Here is a 16,554-nt window from a genome sequence, read left to right as displayed (position 1 = left end):
GACTTTGGCCGTGGTGTTTTTTTATCGCGTTTTACCCGACCCGCTTACGCTGATTTACGGGACGGCATCGATATCATCGATAAAGTCATCGAGAAACTCATCATCCAAAGCGGGTTGTTGCTCCAATGCCTCGTCCCCTTTGGCTCGATAACGGCGATTTTGCAGGTAAGCGTCGCGGGCAAACGCATAAGGGTCTGGCGAGTTGTCCAGTTGCGACTCCTGAGACACTAACGCGGCGCGCGACTCCATCCCATCAAACATCCATTTTAAAACCGACTGCGGCAGGGTAAGTAACGCCAGCGGCGGGTACAGGCCATCAACGACTTCGCCCGCGCCTTCTCGCACTGAGGTAGGCCCATAACCAGGCAGCATAATATACGCGCCCGTGCCCACATCATAGTGACCGATGGCATCACCAAATTCGCGCTGATCATATTTTTGAATATCAGCCGCTGACGCGATGTCAATCAAGCCCCCTAACCCAAACAAGGTGTTGATCCAAAAGCGGTTAAAATGGGTCGCGGCTTTCTCGCCTTCCAACATGATCAAACTATTCAACATGCTGGCGGGCTCTTCGAGGTTGCCCAAAAAATTAGAAATCCCAGTGCGCACGGGGCTTGGCACGTAATCAACATAAGCGATTGAAACAGGACGCGCCACATAGGGATCCAGATAGTCGTAGTTGACCGTCCACATCGCACGGTTAAAGCCTTCTAACGGGTCTTCTGGGTGCGGCTCGGCACCTGGCGGACGTGATACACAACCGGTTAGCAGGCCGAGTACCGCCACCATCAAACACAGACGTTTCCACATCAAATGGGATTCCTCTATACAATGAAAGGCTGGGAATGCCCAGCCTTGTTAACAATGATAACTATTTTGTCTTGGTTATTGCTGTTTGTCGATAACCAGTTCTGCGTGGCTGCCTAGACGCACCGCATCACTTTGCCCGACCCAGTCACCTTCTTTGGTGCCCACGTCGCCATCTTGGTCAATCCGCGCCCGAATCACTACCTTATCGTGCGAGGATAACGCCTGGTTAGGATTCAAGCTGTCAGTGTCTGCCAAGTCCACAGATAAGGGAAACTTAGATAACGGTAGGCGCTTAGCCGCGATTGGCATCGGTGAGTCGGCCGAGGCATGCGCGGAAATAATCACCACACCATCCTCGGGTAACTGCACTTGCTGATCCAATACCACTGTTACCGCGACTTTCGCGCCATCGGCGCTGTTAAGGGCTAGGTTTGCGCGCGCAATCGACTGATCTAACGTTTGATTACGCGGATCGTCACTGCCTATCAAGGTTTTCATCGCCTTCCACGTGGCAATAGCGTCTTGATATCGCCCTTGCTCGAACGCTTGATAAGCGAGCAAAGACATCGCCTGTAGATTAAAGGGATCCGCTTTCACCACAGATTTTAATAAATTCTGCGCCCGGGCACTGTCTGCTTCATCACCGGCAAACAACAAGGCTTGCGCCAGCCCAACTTGAATATCAGGCTGTGAAGGTGCCAAGGCATAGGCTTTCTCCATCGCCCCTTTTGCGGTCTCTCCGTCTCGGTTTGCTAGCCCAATTCGTCCCAGCAACAACCAACCGGTGCTGTCTTGCGGCTCATGCTGCAACCGGGTCCGCAACGCCAAGGTAAGATCTTGCATCTCTTGTTTGGTTAATGGCTTCTCACCCTCGAGTAGCCGCTTTGATAGCTCAGGCAACTGTTTGGCGGTTTGCTGCCATTGCGCCACTTGATTGGCACTGCCCTCAATGCCATACAAGCCAAAGCTGACCACGGCTAACACAACCAAACCTGGCACCCACTGCATCGGGGTCAGACGCAAATGACGCGCTTGCTTGGCTTTCTCTTTTTCCGGGATATCATCCAGCAATGATTGCTGCAGATCCTGCCTCAAATCACGCGTATTATCGATTAAGCCTTCGGCACTTTCCGCTTCAATTTCTTCTACACGATCAAAGTAAAAGGCTTTGTTGAGTGCATCACGGCTACCTTGATGATCGTGCTCACTTTTTTGCCAAAGGGGCCACAAAAACATCACTGCGCCAAGGACAAAAAACACCAAGGTCGCGCCCCAAAACTCAATCATTTTGGCTCCTTATCTTGCTGGGTTGACGCATGCTCAGATGACGCCGGTTGTTCCGCTTGTTCATCGATGCTCGTCGCTGACGAGCCGTTTGACGACGCATCGGTTTGTTCTGGCGATGACAACAGCGCATCGAGTCGTTGCTGTTCTTCATCGCTCAGGGCGTGATTAACGGTCTGCTTAGCGCGTCGGCTGCGCACTATCACCACCCCCACGCCAGAAATCAGCACCAACGCCGGCGCAAGCCACAAAATGAGAGTTGATGCGGTGACAGGCGGGTTGTACGTTACAAAGTTACCGTAACGCGCGACCATAAAGCTGCGAATTTCCTCATCCGTCCGCCCTTGCTGCAGCATTTGGTGCACTTTTTGGCGTAAATCCTGCGCAAGCTCCGCGTTGGAGTCGGCAATGCTGTTATTTTGACACTTGGGGCAACGCAACTCACTGGTCAGGGCGCGAAAACGGGCTTCTTGCTCGGCAGAGTCGAACTTATACACGTCAATCGCGTTGGCAAATGCCAAGCTTGCGGTTAGCCACAACGCGCCAAGCAGGATCAGTCGCTTCATTTGTCAGCCCCCTTTAATGCATCAAATTTTGGCTTGAGGGTCTCTTGCCAATTACGTGCATTCACATCACCCACGTGTCGGTACTGAATCACGCCGTTGGCATCAATCAAAAAGGTTTCCGGTGCGCCATAGACACCGAGATCCAGCCCTAACATCCCATCGCCATCATACAAACTAATCTGATAAGGGTTACCCAGGTTGTTTAACCATTTGATTGCTTTTTGCCGATCATCTTTGTAATTGAGTCCGATGATTTTCACCCCTTGTGCCGCCAGTTTGTTCAAAAACTGGTGCTCTGCATAGCAGGTCGGACACCAGGTGGCCCATACGTTCAGCAGCAGTGGCTCGCCGGTGAAAATGGCTTGGTCATACTCCTTGCTCGGGGTTTGTAGATCCTCAAGGTGAAAAGCGGGCACAGGCTTGCCCACTAATACTGACTCTAACTTGGTCGGATCATCCCCTTTGGCGTTGTTGTCGAGTTGAGCGACAAAAAAGCCCGCCAGTGCCGCAAACGCCAATAGTGGCAGAAACCAAAGTAACTTCTTCATACGCTGGCCTCCTGCTTGGGTGCCTGCTTGCGACGAAACCGGTAGCGCTTATCGCTGATCGCTAACGCACCACCCAATGCCATGACAATGGCACCGAACCAAATCCAGCGCACAAAAGGTTTGTAGTAAAGTCGCATTGCCCATGAGCCATCAGGCAGCTCTTCACCCATGGCAATATAGAGATCACGGGTAAAGCCGCGATCAATCGTGGCTTCTGTCATCATCGAGCGCTGCACGGAATAGAACCGCTTTTCGGCATCCAAATGGTTGATAAAGGTATCACCACGGTATACATCAAACGAGGCCACGTAACCTTGGTAGTTGGGCCCTTGCTTGTCTGATAAGTCGGTAAACTCAAAGGTATACCCTTGCAAAGTCACACTGCTGCCCGGCGCCATTTTGACATCACGCTCAATGTCATAATTCTCAACCATTGCCACCCCGATAATGGTGATCGCAAGGCCGATATGACCCAGCACCATGGCCCAATGGCTGCGTCCCAGCTTCTTTATTCCCACGCGGAATGGATGACGGTGGGTGGCACGCAAATGAAGCTCATAGCCATGCAGGAAGGTGATCCACAGCGCCATGGTTACGCCCATTGCCGCCATCGCTTTGAAACTGTCCGCTAAGATTGCGATGGCACCGACGCCTAGAGTAACAGCCGCAATCCCACTCACCAGCATCGGTTTGGCTAAGGTTGACAGCTTGTCGCGCTTCCAGCGAATCAAAGGTCCAATGCCGAGGAAAAAGGCAAACGGTAGCATCAGCCACGCAAATAGGAAGTTAAAGAAGGGCTCGCCAATCGACACTGAGCCAAGGCCCAACTGCTTGTGCACAAGCGGCAATAAGGTACCAATCAAGACAATCACAAGCGCGGTCATCAACAAGGTATTGTTGACCAACAAGGCGTTCTCACGAGAAATGAACGACACTTTGGTTCGCCCTTTGATCTCGGAGGCACGCAGTGCGTAGAGCAATAGTGAGCCACCAATCACCACCACAAGAAAGCCAAGAATGAACAGGCCACGCGCCGGATCGGAGGCGAACGAATGCACCGATACCAGCACCCCGGAGCGCACCAAGAATGTCCCTAATAAGCTAAGAGAGAACGCAGAAATGGCGAGTAGTACCGTCCACGCTTTAAAGGTGCCACGCTTTTCTGTCACCGCTAAAGAGTGCATCAAAGCGGTTCCCGCCAGCCAAGGCATAAATGAGGCGTTTTCGACCGGATCCCAGAACCACCAGCCGCCCCAGCCAAGCTCGTAATAGGCCCACCAAGAGCCGAGCGCAATGCCTAAGGTTAAGAAAAGCCATGCAGCCGTGGTCCAAGGACGCGACCAACGCGCCCACGCGGTATCTAAACGTCCCGCGAGCAATGAGCCAATGGCGAAAGCAAAGGCGACCGAAAAACCTACATACCCCATGTACAAAATAGGTGGATGCACAATGAGCCCAGGATCTTGCAACAATGGGTTCAAGTCACGGCCATCAACAGGGAAGTATGGCAGAGTGCGGTCAAACGGGTTCGAAGTCAGGATAATAAACAACAAGAAGCCGACCGATATCATGCCCATCACGGCGAGCACACGCGCGACTGACGATAACGGCATACCACGGCTAAATACCGCCACCGCCACGGTCCAAAGCGCCTGAATCAGTACCCACAGTAACAGTGAGCCCTCGTGTGCCCCCCAAACTGCGGTTAAGCGATAGTACCAAGGCAAGGCACTGTTAGAATTACTGGCGACATAGGCCACCGTAAAGTCATTGGTATAAAACGCCCAACTTAACGCAATAAAAGAAAACAGCAGCATGGCAAACATCCCTAAAGAAAGAGGACGCGCCATTTTCATCATTCCTTCATGGCCCTGATTGGCACCATAAAGCGGATAAAAACTCAATAACAGCGCTAATCCCAACGCCAGGATTAACGCATAATGCCCGAGCTCAACAATCATAACTGACTACCTTGTTTTTGCTCCTCTGTGTATTCAAGCGGCTGATGATTCTTTTCCATCGCCTCGGCAATTTCGGGCGGCATATACTCTTCATCATGCTTAGCCAGTACCTCACTGGCTTTTACCGTGCGTGAGTCAACCAATACCCCCTGAGCCACAATACCTTGCCCCTCGCGAAAAAGGTCCGGTAAGATGCCCTCGTAGGTCACGGTGACCGCTGGGCCCACATCAGCGACGTCAAACTGAATAAGCAACGACTCTTGGTCGCGTTTCACCGAGCCTTCCACCACCATGCCGCCAATGCGCAGGCGCTGACCGACTTCCGGCTTGCTGCCATCCGGCTTACCTTGCACGATTTCAGTCGGTGTGTAGAACAAATCCATATTTTGGTTTAAGGCATACAAGACCAGGCCGATAGTGGTCGAGACACCAATTAGCAACGCTAAAGTGATCCACAACCGTTTTTTGCGTCGAGGCGTCATAATGTGTTCTCCAGTGCTTGTGCATCTTTTATTCGCTGCTCACGGGCGATTTGTTGTTTGACCGCTTGCAGGCGTTTTTTATGTGTACGCCGGTAACCCATAATGAGGGCCAACATGGCCGCCGCGGTGATACCGAATGCGCTCCATACATAGGCGGCATAGCCTCCCATCGCTAAAAACGCACTAAAACTCTCAAAATGCATTAGTTACCCTCCACCAAAGCGCGCACCCAAGGCCGATGAGACTCTCTTAAGAGAATTTGATTTCGCAGTCCCATCAAGGTCAAGGCGACAAAAAAGCAGGCAAAGCCGAGTAAGCACGCCAGTAGGGGCCAAAGCATGCCAGGATCGATTGAAGGGCGAGCGAATTTGGTGATAGTGGCGCCTTGATGCAAGGTGTTCCACCACTCAACAGAGAAATGGATGATAGGCAGGTTAATCACGCCCACCATCGCTAAGATCCCCGCGGCTTGTGAGGCCGTGCGCGCATCGTCAAACGCGTTATACAAAGCCATGACGCCAATATAGAGGAACAATAGAATTAACTCAGAGGTGAGGCGTGCATCCCACACCCACCAAGCGCCCCACATCGGCTTACCCCAAATCGCGCCTGTCACTAGGGCAATAAAGGTAAACACCGCACCGACCGGCGCGATCGCTCCCACCGCCCAATCGGCCATCTTTAACTGCCAAACACGGCCAATAAATGCCGCGATCGCCATCGACATATAGGCGCCCATCGACCAAATGGCGGCGGGGACATGAATATAGATAATGCGAAAACTATCGCCTTGTTGGTAGTCTGCTGGCGCGAAGGCTAAGCCCCAAACCATGCCCACCACCAAGCTCAGGCCTGCTAACACAGCAAACCAAGGGAGGAGTTTTCCACACAGCCGGTAGCTCACTTCCGGCTTTGCGTAAGGGTGAAGCCACTTCCACATGACAATTGCTCTACTTCCTGATTAATTATTAGTTCACGCTCACACGCAACGCGGCGGCGATAGCAAAGGGGGCCAAGGTGACGGACCCAGCCAACATGGCACCAAGGATCGCCAGCTGTCCATTGATGTCTGCACCGAATCCCGCCATATCAATCGCTGAGGTGGCAAAAATCAGTACAGGAATATAAAGCGGGAGGATCAGCAAGCTCAGAAGAACGCCTCCCTTCCGCAGCCCTACTGTCAGAGCAACCCCAATCGCACCGACAAAACTTAATGTTGGGGTACCCAACAATAAAGTCATGACCACCGCTTGATACTGGGTGGCATCGAGTGACAGTAATAACGCCAACACCGGGCTGACTAACAATAAAGGCAAACCGGTCAGTAACCAGTGTGCGATGACTTTCGCGATCACTAACAGTGGTAAGGGGACGGGCATCAGCATCATTTGCTCAAGTGACCCATCCAGGTAATCGTCCCGGAACAAACGCTCCAATGACAGCAGCGCAGAGAGTAACGCCGCGACCCAAATAATGCCGGGGGCGATGGTCTGCAATAACTGGGGACCTGGCCCGACACCGAGCGGAAACAAGGTGATCACAATAATAAAAAACCACAAAGGATTCAGGCTATCAGCCGGCTGGCGAAAAGCGACTTTTAGCTCTCGGCGAACAATCAACCACATTGCTTTGATCATTGCGCCCCCAACTGAATACGACGTAATAGCGGGTGATCCACAAACATATCTTGGTGAGTGGTAAATAGCACCATCCCGCCTTGTTGCACATGCCGCTCAAACACAGCTTCAAGCACCTTTACCCCTTGTTTATCAATCGCCGTCAGCGGCTCATCGAGAATCCACAATCGCCGATCACTTAACCAAAGTCGCGCAAGGGCAACGCGCCGATTTTGTCCCGCAGATAGCTGCCCCGCAGGAATATCCTCTCGCCCCGCCAAACCGACCTTGGCAAGCGCTTGCCAAATGGCATCATGATCACACCGCCCATGCATTTGCAGATAGTAAGCCAGGTTTTCGAAGGCAGTAAGCTCGCGCTTAACCCCTGTGGTGTGGCCTAAAAATAGGAGATCGCGATAAAAGGCGTCGCGTTGTTGGGTGATCGCCTGCTGCTGCCAACAGACCTCGCCACTGTCCGCGAGCCCTAGACCCGCGATAATTCGCAATAACGTGGTTTTGCCTGCTCCGTTTGGGCCTTCTACCTGAACAAGATCACCGGGAGACAGAGAGAATGTCAGCGCATCAAACAACACTCGGTCATCACGAACACAGCAAAGCTGTTTCACTTCCAACATGACAAATGTTGCATCCTGCTTGTGTTACAAAAGTGGACGCATAGTACCACAATGGTCAAAATGACTGTTAGTTACCACAGGGTTGCAAAGTGTGACTCGCGTAAATAATTGTGAGAAACCATGAAGATTGCCCCAACGAATCCACAACAACTGGTGATAAAACCGACTGGCTTAGCCTCACAGTCCTCGTCACCAATCGATGGACGTGCGCTGTTGCAGGCACAATTTACCCTGATACATACCAAGGCCAGCATGGGGTTGACCGATGTGTTAGCCCAGTTACATTTGTTACCTGCATTGACTGCCACCATGAGACAACAACCCGCGTCGACGCAAACGTTGATGCAATCACTGCTTAGTGCTTGGACGCTCCCCACTTCCGGTCAGCAACAGGCACCCCGTTCAGACACCATTGCCCAATGGCTCGCGCAGCGCCCCGCCGATAAGTTGCTTACCACATTGCTCAAGCAATGGCTTTCGTCTCAGTCAGAGGGGGATAATATGACAGGTGCCTTAAGACTGATGGCCGAGCAAAGAGTCGCTGAGTCATCACGCCCCGGCGAGTGGCAATGGGTTTTACCCTTTTCTGATCCACAGCATCCGCCCGTTCGCGTCACAGCACGCAAACAAACCGGACAATCGGCGTCTCCCTCGGCGGATAGGGTGCAGTGGCAAGTTCGATTTTACCTTCCTGTCGGCCATCAGTTTGTCCGCGCAGATTTATCGCTATCAAAGGAAGAGAGGTCACTGACACTGACCGCACCGACCGCTAGGCTTAAACAACGGATTCATCAAACACTTGATTGGCTCAATGAACGGCTTACCCATCAAGCGATTGCCTTGGATATCGACATCAATGAAGACATCGACGAAACCGGGCCCGTGTCTGAGGGTGACGTGCCAGCCGCTGGCATTTCCATGAGGGTTTAACGATGAAAGATAAAAAACGCGCGGTCGCGCTTGGGTATGACGGCTACCATGCCCCCAAAGTCAAAGCGAAAGCCACTGATCAACTGGCGCTGGAGCTGATTGAGGCCTTGAGTGAGCAAGGTGCACTGATTCATCAAGATGCCCATTTGCTCGCCTGGCTAGAGCGACTGGATAAAGATGATGAGATCCCACCTGAACTCTATCGAGTGATTGCCGAGTTAATTGCTTACGCTTGGGTATTGGAGGGAAAGACCCCACCAGGTTGGCAGGGACACACACCGATAGATACGTTGGTGTAGGATAGCTTAGCGGTTAGCGCTGCTGGTTGGCAGCTTGTCGCTTACGCAGATTAAGCAGCAATTCAGCCTCTGCTTTGGGAAGATCACACTCTTGCATTAACTCGTCGACATCCGCACCCAAATCAACCATTTTACTGGCTCGACTATAGAGGCGGCTTTCCGAATCTTGCATTTCCAGCTCAACATGCTTTTCTAACAACTCATCCACACTGGCAGATAAATCGGCGAGCTTCTGCCCCATCCCCATGCTACCCGCCCGCAATTCATTGAATTGCTTCGCCAGGCTATCATGGCGTTGGCGCGCACTTTTGAGCACGGTTTCCATTGCTTGCAGTTTATTCTCTAGCCGCTGTCTGGCACGCTTTTCTGCGCGAAGGCACCATAAAGCAACGATGGCAAACACCACCGTCACAGCAACGGGCGACCACGTCAGCACAAGCTCCATCATTACAGCATGGCCATCTCATTCCACTCTTCGTCGGTCAACAGCTTGTTGAGATCAACCAAGATTAGCAGTTCGCCATTGCGGTTACTGACGCCTTGAATAAACTTAGCGCTTTCTTCTGTTCCCACACTTGGCGTGGTATCAATTTCCGATGTTTTTAGATACACCACTTCCGCGACGCTATCGACCATAATACCGATCACCTGCGTCTCAGCTTCGATCACTATCACGCGCGTGTTGTCAGTGACGTCGGCTGACGCCAAACCAAAACGCGAGCGCGTATCAATCACAGTGACGACATTGCCACGCAAGTTAATGATACCCAATACATAGTCAGGGGCGCCCGGAACGGGTGCAATTTCGGTGTAACGCAGCACTTCACGCACCTGCATCACATTAATGCCGTAGGTCTCTTCTTCAAGCTGAAAAGTAACCCACTGCAACACCTCGTCATTGACGCCTTCTTTTTGAATTTCAGCTACCTGAGACATTGATTTTCCTCTTTACGCGCTGTGTAACTAGTTATTACGCCATCGCCTTGGCGTCAATCCCCTGATTTAACATAGCAATAAATGCTTGAACATGGATCAGAGCACACATTTTTTCTTTGACCATGCCTGCGAGCCAAGGCCGCTTTCCCGCTTGTTTTCGCCAGCGAATCGCTTTACCACTGAGCGCTTGGGTACCGAGCAATTGATCACATGCCAGTCCCCACTTACTATCGCCCAGAATCACAATATAATTATAGTCGTCCCTGTGCTGATTATCTGCCAGTTTTTCTGGCATCACCCAGCGTGCTGTATCGACGACATCAAGCTGTTGTTGCTTTTCTGTCTGTAATCCTAGATACCAATCTGGTCGACCGATAAGACGGTTGCATTCGCCAAGCTGATGGATACCGCCCAATTCGGCCAAAGGCACCGCATAGGTTACCCCCATACTCTCGAAGAATAATACCTGAAACTCAGCCTCGGTTTCAGCATTTTCCCATTGAGTGGGGGGCAAATCGTCACCGGCTTGCGTGTCGGCTTCAGCCTCGTCGTGAATCTGCTCTGCTTGTACCGTCTCCTCAAAGGCCTCAGTATCAAGTTCGGGGACAGCTTGTTCTGCTTCTACCGCGACATCGACGTACGCTTCGGTCTCGGTCTCGGTCTCGGTCTCGGTAAGAGTTTCTACCTCTGGGACCGCCTCGTCTACCTCAACCTGCTCCTCAACATCCAGGCCCCAATCTGCCAGGGTATAGGTTTCAGTGGTTGGCTCCTGTGCTTGATCCACAACAGGATCAACAACCTGCTCGACCGTCTCTTGGCCTACGTCTTCTTGGGTCTGAGTGGCTGTTTTCGCTTCCAGCTCCGCCTCTTCATCCACTTTCAGTTGCGCAAGCAACCGCTCGACTTCCGCCAAGTCACGTTCCGGCTCAGCATACGCGACCGGCTCAGGTGTTTCCGCGTCCATAACAGGCTGTGGCTGCAGCTGCGGCGCCTGCTCATCAAGATACGATGCGGACGACACCTGCGGTTTATCGCGCTCAGGCTCGCCAAGCTGCTCGCTTGGTTGTGCCACTTCGCCTAAATCATCCAGCAGAGCCTCAAAGTAATCGTCGAGCGCTTGACCACTGGATAGGGCGTTATGCTTGTTCATCCTGCTCCAGTCGCTCCAAATAGGTTAATAGAGTTTTGTAGGCAAACACACCGCGGCAATTTTTCGCGTAGAATGACGCGGGCATATGCTTTAAGCTCGCATCCCGAAACTTGGTATCGATGGGCACGGCTGATGCCCAGACCTGGTCGCTATAGCGAATTTTAAGCTCCTGCAGCGTTTCCAACGATGCCCGCGTACGCTTGTCATACATGGTTGGAATGATAGTAAGATTAAAGTCAGCGCTACGAGACTTTTGCATGATCTGTAACGTGCGCATCATACGCTCTAACCCTTTCATCGCCAAAAACTCAGTCTGAACCGGGATCAGCACACGGTGGCTGGCCGCTAGGGCATTGACCATCATCACGCCTAAAATCGGTGGGCAGTCGATCAACACATAGTCATAATCATCGGCCAACGCATCCAGCGCTTTTTTCAATACCAGCCCCATGCCACCCCGGTTGCCCATTACACGGTCCAGGGTTGCCAGCGACATATGCGCTGGAATTAAGTCCATGTTTTCAAACTGCGTTTTGACGATAAGTGGCTGCACCGTCTCTTTATTGACGGTCTGTAATTGAAACAAATCAAATAAGCTAGCGGGTAACTGCTCTGAATCAAAGTTCAAATAGGTCGAGAGCGAGGCGTGTGGATCCGTATCCACCAGCAGGACACGTTTCTTACGCTCACTGATCAATCCTGCCAATGTCACCGTGGTGGTTGTCTTACCAACACCGCCCTTTTGGTTGGCGATACTCCAGACTATCAAGCCCCACTCCTTATTTTAAATTTAGCTCAACCAATATGCGTTCAGCGATCCTCTCCAGCGGTAAGTCTTCCGACGATATCCCCGCTTTCGCCACGGCTTGCGGCATGCCATAAACCACGCAGCTTTCCTCATCTTGCGCCCAGATAGTGGCACCGGCGCTTTTTAGCATCCGCGCCCCTTCTCGGCCATCCGCTCCCATCCCCGTTAACACCATGGACAAGACTTTATCGCCATATATTTTGGCGGCAGAGCCAAAGGTCACATCAACACAGGGTTTGTAATTCATTCGCTCGCCGCCATCTAAAATTTTTAGGCGTGCGGCCCCCGGCCTGCCATCAATCATCATCTGCATCCCACCTGGCGCCAAGTACGCGTGCCCGGGTTTGAGGGTGTCACCATCTTTCGCTTCAACGACCGTAATTTTGCTCAGCCCATTGAGGCGCTGTGCAAATGCCGATGTAAATGTCGCCGGCATGTGTTGAATCAAAATAATCGGCAGCGGAAAGTTAGCGGGCAATTTGGTGAGTACTTTTTGCAGCGCAACAGGCCCCCCAGTCGACGTGCCAATTGCCATCACTTGGTAACGTTTCCCTGTCGCGGTAAATCGCGCTGGCGCCTTGGACGACGAACTCGTCCCCACCGCGGGGCGTGACGCTGGGCGCGCGGGCGTACGTACACCGCCCGCTGGCGACGCTGTTTGCCCAGTACCGCTAGTGGACGCTGGACGTGTGGCGCGTCGAAGTACCGGCCGTTTACGCGCAATTTCGAGTACACGCTGTTGCAGTAAACTGGTCGCTTCTTCGCGGTTACGAGCAATATCCTCGAACTTTTTAGGAAGAAAATCGAGCGCGCCGGCCTCAAGCGCATCCAACGTGGCTTTCGCCCCGTCATGCGTCAGCGATGAAAACATTAGAATCGGTGTTGGCGTTTGCGCCATGATTTGACGCACCGCCGAGATACCATCGAGTACTGGCATCTCCACATCCATAGTGACTACATCTGGCTTCAGTTGCGCGGTTTTTTCTACAGCCTCTTTACCATTTACCGCGCTATCAATGACCTCCATTCTCGGATCGGCATTGATGATTTCACTCACGCGGCGACGGAAGAAGCTGGAGTCATCTACCACCAATACTTTTACTGCCATGGGCGTCCTTTTCTCAAATTAACCTGCGTAGTGTTTCAACAGGTTGGGCACATCCAGAATTAATGCAATATGGCCATCACTGGTGATGGTGGCCCCTGCCATTCCGGGTGTTCCTTGAAGTAGTTCGTCAAGCGGCTTGATGACCACTTCCTCTTGACCAAACAAGGTGTCTACTACAAACGCAATGCGTTGATGCGCGATTTGCACGATCACCACGTGGCCTTTGGTTTTATCGATATCGGTTGCGCTTCTGCACAGCCAATCTTGCAAGAAGAAAATCGGGATGGCTTTGTCTCGAACAATCAAGGTAAGCTGCCCATCCACCGTGTTGGTTTTGGACATGTCCAAGCTGATAATTTCACTGACATTCGACAGCGGGAAGGCAAACGGATTTTCACCAACGCCTACCATCAAGGTTGGCAATATCGCCAGCGTCAATGGCACCTTGATTTCCAGGACTGTCCCTCGACCTAACTCAGAGTCGATATTAATGGAACCGTTGAGCTTGGTGATGCCAGTTTTAACCACATCCATCCCCACACCCCGGCCAGAGATATCAGAGACTTCTGTCTTGGTCGAGAACCCGGGCGCAAAAATCAGGTTGTAGGCTTCATTATTCGTGAGGCGTGCCGCCGCTTCTGCATCAAGTACACCGCGCTCAACCGCGATGCTCTTTAACTTCTCAGCATCCATGCCTCCCCCATCATCAGCGATGGTGAGGAGAATATGGTCCCCTTCCTGCGACGCTTTTAGGGTGATAGTACCGACTCGAGGTTTGCCCGCTTTCTCGCGTTCATCAGGCATTTCAATACCGTGATCCACCGAGTTACGTACTAAGTGGACCATAGGATCCGCTAGGGCCTCGACCAGGTTTTTATCTAGATCGGTTTCTTCGCCCTGCATTTCCAAGACAATTTCTTTTTTCAAGCTACGCGATAAATCACGCACCACTCGGGGAAAGCGGCCAAATACTTTTTTGATTGGCTGCATACGCGTTTTCATCACCGCGCCTTGCAAGTCGGCGGTGACCACGTCTAAGTTGGTGACCGCTTTGGCCATACTTTCATCGTTACTGCTTTGGCCCAGACTCACTAAGCGGTTACGCACCAACACCAATTCACCGACCATATTCATAATGCCGTCAAGCGTGGAGGTATTGACTCGCACGGTTTGCTCTTGCTGAGGCGCGGCTGGTGGCTTTTTCTCTGGCGCTTTTTCTGCCGCCGCAGGGGCTTTGCCGCCCGCGCCTGCACTTTTCGGTGTGCTTTCTTTGGCTGGTTCTGGCTTGCTCGCTTTTTTAGCTGGGGCGGCAGGTTCAGGTTTAGGCTCAGGCTTAGCTTGCGCATCTACCTTGTCGGCATCCGCTTTCGCTTTATCCGCTTCAGCGGCGGGCCCTTTGCCTTTACCATGCAAATCATCCAAGAGCTTTTCGAACTCGTCATCATCAATCAGCTCATCACTACCTGACTGTGAGGCCGACGTTGACGCATCAGACGCCGCGGGGGCCGATTCCTCTCCCTCACTTGGCGAGGCAGCAGGCCCTTTACCTGCACCGTGCAAGTCATCTAGCAGCTTTTCGAACTCATCGTCGGTAATATCGCCGCTGTCAGCCTCGGTACTTTCTACCACTTCAGGCTTTTCTGATGATTGGGTGTCAGACGCTGTGGGGGCTTTTCCCTCACCATGGAGCTGATCGAGCAGTTTGTCGAATTCATCTTGGGTGATCTCATCCACGGAGTCGCCACTGATCGCACCGTCATCCTGACTCGCTGCGTCACTGGCGGGCGTCTCAGGTTCTGGCTCGGGATCGGGTTCAGGGGCCGGTTCTGGCTCAGGATCGGGTTCAGGGGCTGACGCTTCTGCCGCCGCTTCATCTTCACTGGCAGGCTTGGCATAGCGGTGAAGAGCTTCGAGCAAGGCGCCATCGGCTGGCACAGGCTCTTCGCGGTTTTGTACCGCAGCGAATTGATCATTCACGGTATCCAGTGCCTGCAAAATGGTATCCATCACATCCGATGTCAACTCACGTCCGTGATTACGCAAGTTATCAAAGACGTTTTCAGCACCGTGGCACGTATCGACCAACGCATTTAAGCCAAGAAAGCCCGCGCCACCTTTTACGGTGTGGAAGCCGCGAAAAATACTATTTAGTAAGTCTGCGTCATCAGGGGCACGCTCCAAATCGACCAGCTGCTCAGACATCTGCTCGAGGATCTCTCCCGCTTCAATCAAAAAGTCCTGAAGGATTTCTTCATCCATCTCAAAGCTCATAGCGCACCTCTAAAAACCCAAACTCGATAATAAATCGTCAACATCATCTTGGCTGTGAACCACGTCATCGCGCTCTTCAGGGTGAATCACAGGACCCTCAGGGGCTGACTTATCGGTGGTATCATCTACTTTTTTCGCCGATGCTGCGTCAATCGCAGCGCTCTCCATGCCAAAGGCCGTCAGTATTTCAACCAGCTGTTGCTCAACTTCTTGCACCAATTCAATCACGCGCCGAATCACTTGGCCGGTTAAGTCTTGAAAATCTTGTGCCATGAGGATTTCAGTCAGGTGCGCGTGCAATTCCGTCGCGCCCCCTTCTACTTGGGTCAATAGTTCGTCAATGTTGTGGCACAATGACTTGAACTCATCCAAGGCAATCTCACCGCACATCAGGCTGTTCCAGTTGGGGCGAACGGCTTGCAAGTTGTCTTGTAGCTCGCTCGCGATTGGCATGGTTCGTTCAACCGAATCCATGGTTTTGTTGGCGGCCAATTCGGTTTTCTGCATGACATACGTGAGCCTGTCGCGAGCGTCAGGGATATCCACGTTGGCCAAATCACTCACTCTTGGATCCAAACGAAAGTCAGTAATCGAGTCATGTAATTGGCGGGTGAGCTTTCCCACTTCATTAAACAGTGGGTCACGCGCTTCTTTCGCTATCTCGGTAAGAAGCGTATTAGCGTTATCTTGCTCTCCGTTTTCAAGATACGCGACCAATTGTTTCGCTTGGTCCAGATTGATCATGGCGGTTCCTTCTTACTGTGCGCTTACTGTTTACATACGCTCGAAAATTTTGTCGAGCTTCTCTTTCAACGTAGCGGCAGTAAAAGGTTTAACAATGTAACCATTCACCCCTGCTTGCGCGGCTTCTACAATCTGCTCGCGCTTCGCCTCAGCGGTGATCATCAATACAGGCAGGTGCTTAAGATCGCCGTCTTTACGGATTTCTTTAAGCAAATCGATCCCCTGCATACCAGGCATATTCCAATCGGTCACGACAAAATCAATACCGCCTTTTTTGAGGATTGGCAGCGCGGTTAAGCCGTCATCCGCTTCAACGGTATTGTTGAAACCTAAGTCACGAAGAAGATTCTTTACGATACGGCGCATTGTTGAAAAATCATCAACAACGAGAATTTTCATGTTT

At 52.0% G+C, this 16,554-nt stretch carries 20 protein-coding genes; 2 read left to right on the top strand and 18 right to left on the bottom strand.

The features are described from left to right. Positions 1 to 54: 54 nt before the first annotated feature. From C7A19_RS00690 to ccmA, 10 genes are all read right to left on the bottom strand, one after another. Complete coding sequence (locus tag C7A19_RS00690; protein ID WP_116643873.1) at positions 55 to 813, bottom strand: MlaA family lipoprotein; 759 nt, start codon at positions 811 to 813, stop codon at positions 55 to 57. A 75-nt stretch (positions 814 to 888) separates the two neighbouring features. Next, on the bottom strand, positions 889 to 2,100 hold the full coding sequence (ccmI, locus tag C7A19_RS00685; protein WP_069360733.1) for a c-type cytochrome biogenesis protein CcmI: 1,212 nt from the start codon (positions 2,098 to 2,100) through the stop codon (positions 889 to 891). Continuing rightward, on the bottom strand, positions 2,097 to 2,663 hold the full coding sequence (locus C7A19_RS00680; RefSeq protein ID WP_077484673.1) for a cytochrome c-type biogenesis protein: 567 nt from the start codon (positions 2,661 to 2,663) through the stop codon (positions 2,097 to 2,099). The genes ccmI and C7A19_RS00680 overlap by 4 nt, the downstream gene beginning before the upstream one ends. Next, on the bottom strand, positions 2,660 to 3,211 hold the full coding sequence (locus C7A19_RS00675) for a DsbE family thiol:disulfide interchange protein (RefSeq protein ID WP_069360735.1): 552 nt from the start codon (positions 3,209 to 3,211) through the stop codon (positions 2,660 to 2,662). The genes C7A19_RS00680 and C7A19_RS00675 overlap by 4 nt, the downstream gene beginning before the upstream one ends. Further along, the gene (locus tag C7A19_RS00670) at positions 3,208 to 5,172 is read right to left on the bottom strand and encodes a heme lyase CcmF/NrfE family subunit (protein ID WP_116643872.1); all 1,965 of its coding nucleotides are present in this window, start codon (positions 5,170 to 5,172) and stop codon (positions 3,208 to 3,210) included. The genes C7A19_RS00675 and C7A19_RS00670 overlap by 4 nt, the downstream gene beginning before the upstream one ends. Beyond that, positions 5,169 to 5,654 (bottom strand): cytochrome c maturation protein CcmE, encoded by a 486-nt coding sequence (gene ccmE, locus C7A19_RS00665; protein WP_069360737.1) that lies wholly within the window; start codon positions 5,652 to 5,654, stop codon positions 5,169 to 5,171. Before ccmE ends, C7A19_RS00670 begins: the two co-directional genes overlap by 4 nt. Continuing rightward, the gene (gene ccmD, locus C7A19_RS00660) at positions 5,651 to 5,857 is read right to left on the bottom strand and encodes a heme exporter protein CcmD (RefSeq protein WP_069360738.1); all 207 of its coding nucleotides are present in this window, start codon (positions 5,855 to 5,857) and stop codon (positions 5,651 to 5,653) included. The genes ccmE and ccmD overlap by 4 nt, the downstream gene beginning before the upstream one ends. After that, positions 5,857 to 6,594 carry a heme ABC transporter permease gene (locus C7A19_RS00655; RefSeq protein ID WP_077673387.1) on the bottom strand — a complete coding sequence of 246 codons (738 nt, stop codon included), beginning with the start codon at positions 6,592 to 6,594 and terminating at the stop codon, positions 5,857 to 5,859. The genes ccmD and C7A19_RS00655 overlap by 1 nt, the downstream gene beginning before the upstream one ends. Before the next feature lie 28 nt (positions 6,595 to 6,622). Then, positions 6,623 to 7,291 carry a heme exporter protein CcmB gene (ccmB, locus tag C7A19_RS00650; protein WP_069360740.1) on the bottom strand — a complete coding sequence of 223 codons (669 nt, stop codon included), beginning with the start codon at positions 7,289 to 7,291 and terminating at the stop codon, positions 6,623 to 6,625. Continuing rightward, complete coding sequence (gene ccmA, locus C7A19_RS00645) at positions 7,288 to 7,905, bottom strand: cytochrome c biogenesis heme-transporting ATPase CcmA (RefSeq protein ID WP_069360741.1); 618 nt, start codon at positions 7,903 to 7,905, stop codon at positions 7,288 to 7,290. Before ccmA ends, ccmB begins: the two co-directional genes overlap by 4 nt. A gap of 120 nt (positions 7,906 to 8,025) precedes the next feature. Here ccmA and C7A19_RS00640 point away from each other — a divergent pair, with 120 nt between their 5' ends. Both C7A19_RS00640 and C7A19_RS00635 read left to right on the top strand, forming a co-directional pair. Further along, complete coding sequence (locus C7A19_RS00640; RefSeq protein ID WP_116643871.1) at positions 8,026 to 8,835, top strand: hypothetical protein; 810 nt, start codon at positions 8,026 to 8,028, stop codon at positions 8,833 to 8,835. A gap of 2 nt (positions 8,836 to 8,837) precedes the next feature. Further along, positions 8,838 to 9,134, top strand: coding sequence for an EscU/YscU/HrcU family type III secretion system export apparatus switch protein (locus tag C7A19_RS00635; protein WP_069360743.1), 297 nt, complete (start codon positions 8,838 to 8,840; stop codon positions 9,132 to 9,134). A gap of 13 nt (positions 9,135 to 9,147) precedes the next feature. Here C7A19_RS00635 and C7A19_RS00630 read toward each other — a convergent pair whose 3' ends face one another. From C7A19_RS00630 to cheY, 8 genes are read right to left on the bottom strand one after another with little or no spacing between them, the layout of a single operon-like run. Continuing rightward, a complete protein-coding gene (locus C7A19_RS00630; protein WP_069360744.1) occupies positions 9,148 to 9,582 on the bottom strand; it encodes a DUF2802 domain-containing protein in 435 nt (144 codons plus the stop codon). Next, entirely contained in the window at positions 9,582 to 10,070 is a 489-nt protein-coding gene (locus C7A19_RS00625) for a chemotaxis protein CheW (RefSeq protein WP_077484663.1), read from the bottom strand. The genes C7A19_RS00630 and C7A19_RS00625 overlap by 1 nt, the downstream gene beginning before the upstream one ends. 34 nt (positions 10,071 to 10,104) lie before the next feature. Beyond that, positions 10,105 to 11,220: a chemotaxis protein CheW gene (locus tag C7A19_RS00620; protein WP_116643870.1), complete on the bottom strand. Its 1,116-nt coding sequence runs from the start codon at positions 11,218 to 11,220 to the stop codon at positions 10,105 to 10,107. Next, on the bottom strand, positions 11,207 to 11,989 hold the full coding sequence (locus C7A19_RS00615) for a ParA family protein (protein ID WP_069363177.1): 783 nt from the start codon (positions 11,987 to 11,989) through the stop codon (positions 11,207 to 11,209). Before C7A19_RS00615 ends, C7A19_RS00620 begins: the two co-directional genes overlap by 14 nt. Positions 11,990 to 11,999: 10 nt before the next feature. Further along, a complete protein-coding gene (locus C7A19_RS00610) occupies positions 12,000 to 13,136 on the bottom strand; it encodes a chemotaxis response regulator protein-glutamate methylesterase (protein ID WP_069363178.1) in 1,137 nt (378 codons plus the stop codon). Positions 13,137 to 13,154: 18 nt separating this feature from the next. Next, positions 13,155 to 15,407, bottom strand: a complete 2,253-nt coding sequence (locus tag C7A19_RS00605; RefSeq protein ID WP_077522295.1) for a chemotaxis protein CheA — start codon at positions 15,405 to 15,407, stop codon at positions 13,155 to 13,157. A gap of 9 nt (positions 15,408 to 15,416) precedes the next feature. Continuing rightward, entirely contained in the window at positions 15,417 to 16,151 is a 735-nt protein-coding gene (locus C7A19_RS00600; protein ID WP_116643869.1) for a protein phosphatase CheZ, read from the bottom strand. 30 nt (positions 16,152 to 16,181) lie between these two features. Next, a complete protein-coding gene (cheY, locus tag C7A19_RS00595; protein WP_046074931.1) occupies positions 16,182 to 16,550 on the bottom strand; it encodes a chemotaxis response regulator CheY in 369 nt (122 codons plus the stop codon). Between the last annotated feature and the right edge of the window lie 4 nt (positions 16,551 to 16,554).

It is taken from the genome of Salinivibrio sp. HTSP, assembly GCF_003390965.1.
Taxonomy (GTDB): Bacteria; Pseudomonadota; Gammaproteobacteria; order Enterobacterales; family Vibrionaceae; genus Salinivibrio; species Salinivibrio kushneri.
The sequence above is the reverse complement of the archived record's forward strand: the minus strand, read 5'-3'. Positions and strand labels throughout refer to the sequence as shown.

Coding starts and splice junctions, on each gene's coding strand:
- C7A19_RS00690 (WP_116643873.1), bottom strand. CDS start 813: ATGTGGAAACGTCTGTGTTTGATGGTGGCGGTACTCGGCCTGCTAACC.
- ccmI (WP_069360733.1), bottom strand. CDS start 2,100: ATGATTGAGTTTTGGGGCGCGACCTTGGTGTTTTTTGTCCTTGGCGCA.
- C7A19_RS00680 (WP_077484673.1), bottom strand. CDS start 2,663: ATGAAGCGACTGATCCTGCTTGGCGCGTTGTGGCTAACCGCAAGCTTG.
- C7A19_RS00675 (WP_069360735.1), bottom strand. CDS start 3,211: ATGAAGAAGTTACTTTGGTTTCTGCCACTATTGGCGTTTGCGGCACTG.
- C7A19_RS00670 (WP_116643872.1), bottom strand. CDS start 5,172: ATGATTGTTGAGCTCGGGCATTATGCGTTAATCCTGGCGTTGGGATTA.
- ccmE (WP_069360737.1), bottom strand. CDS start 5,654: ATGACGCCTCGACGCAAAAAACGGTTGTGGATCACTTTAGCGTTGCTA.
- ccmD (WP_069360738.1), bottom strand. CDS start 5,857: ATGCATTTTGAGAGTTTTAGTGCGTTTTTAGCGATGGGAGGCTATGCC.
- C7A19_RS00655 (WP_077673387.1), bottom strand. CDS start 6,594: ATGTGGAAGTGGCTTCACCCTTACGCAAAGCCGGAAGTGAGCTACCGG.
- ccmB (WP_069360740.1), bottom strand. CDS start 7,291: ATGATCAAAGCAATGTGGTTGATTGTTCGCCGAGAGCTAAAAGTCGCT.
- ccmA (WP_069360741.1), bottom strand. CDS start 7,905: ATGTTGGAAGTGAAACAGCTTTGCTGTGTTCGTGATGACCGAGTGTTG.
- C7A19_RS00640 (WP_116643871.1), top strand. CDS start 8,026: ATGAAGATTGCCCCAACGAATCCACAACAACTGGTGATAAAACCGACT.
- C7A19_RS00635 (WP_069360743.1), top strand. CDS start 8,838: ATGAAAGATAAAAAACGCGCGGTCGCGCTTGGGTATGACGGCTACCAT.
- C7A19_RS00630 (WP_069360744.1), bottom strand. CDS start 9,582: ATGATGGAGCTTGTGCTGACGTGGTCGCCCGTTGCTGTGACGGTGGTG.
- C7A19_RS00625 (WP_077484663.1), bottom strand. CDS start 10,070: ATGTCTCAGGTAGCTGAAATTCAAAAAGAAGGCGTCAATGACGAGGTG.
- C7A19_RS00620 (WP_116643870.1), bottom strand. CDS start 11,220: ATGAACAAGCATAACGCCCTATCCAGTGGTCAAGCGCTCGACGATTAC.
- C7A19_RS00610 (WP_069363178.1), bottom strand. CDS start 13,136: ATGGCAGTAAAAGTATTGGTGGTAGATGACTCCAGCTTCTTCCGTCGC.
- C7A19_RS00605 (WP_077522295.1), bottom strand. CDS start 15,407: ATGAGCTTTGAGATGGATGAAGAAATCCTTCAGGACTTTTTGATTGAA.
- C7A19_RS00600 (WP_116643869.1), bottom strand. CDS start 16,151: ATGATCAATCTGGACCAAGCGAAACAATTGGTCGCGTATCTTGAAAAC.
- cheY (WP_046074931.1), bottom strand. CDS start 16,550: ATGAAAATTCTCGTTGTTGATGATTTTTCAACAATGCGCCGTATCGTA.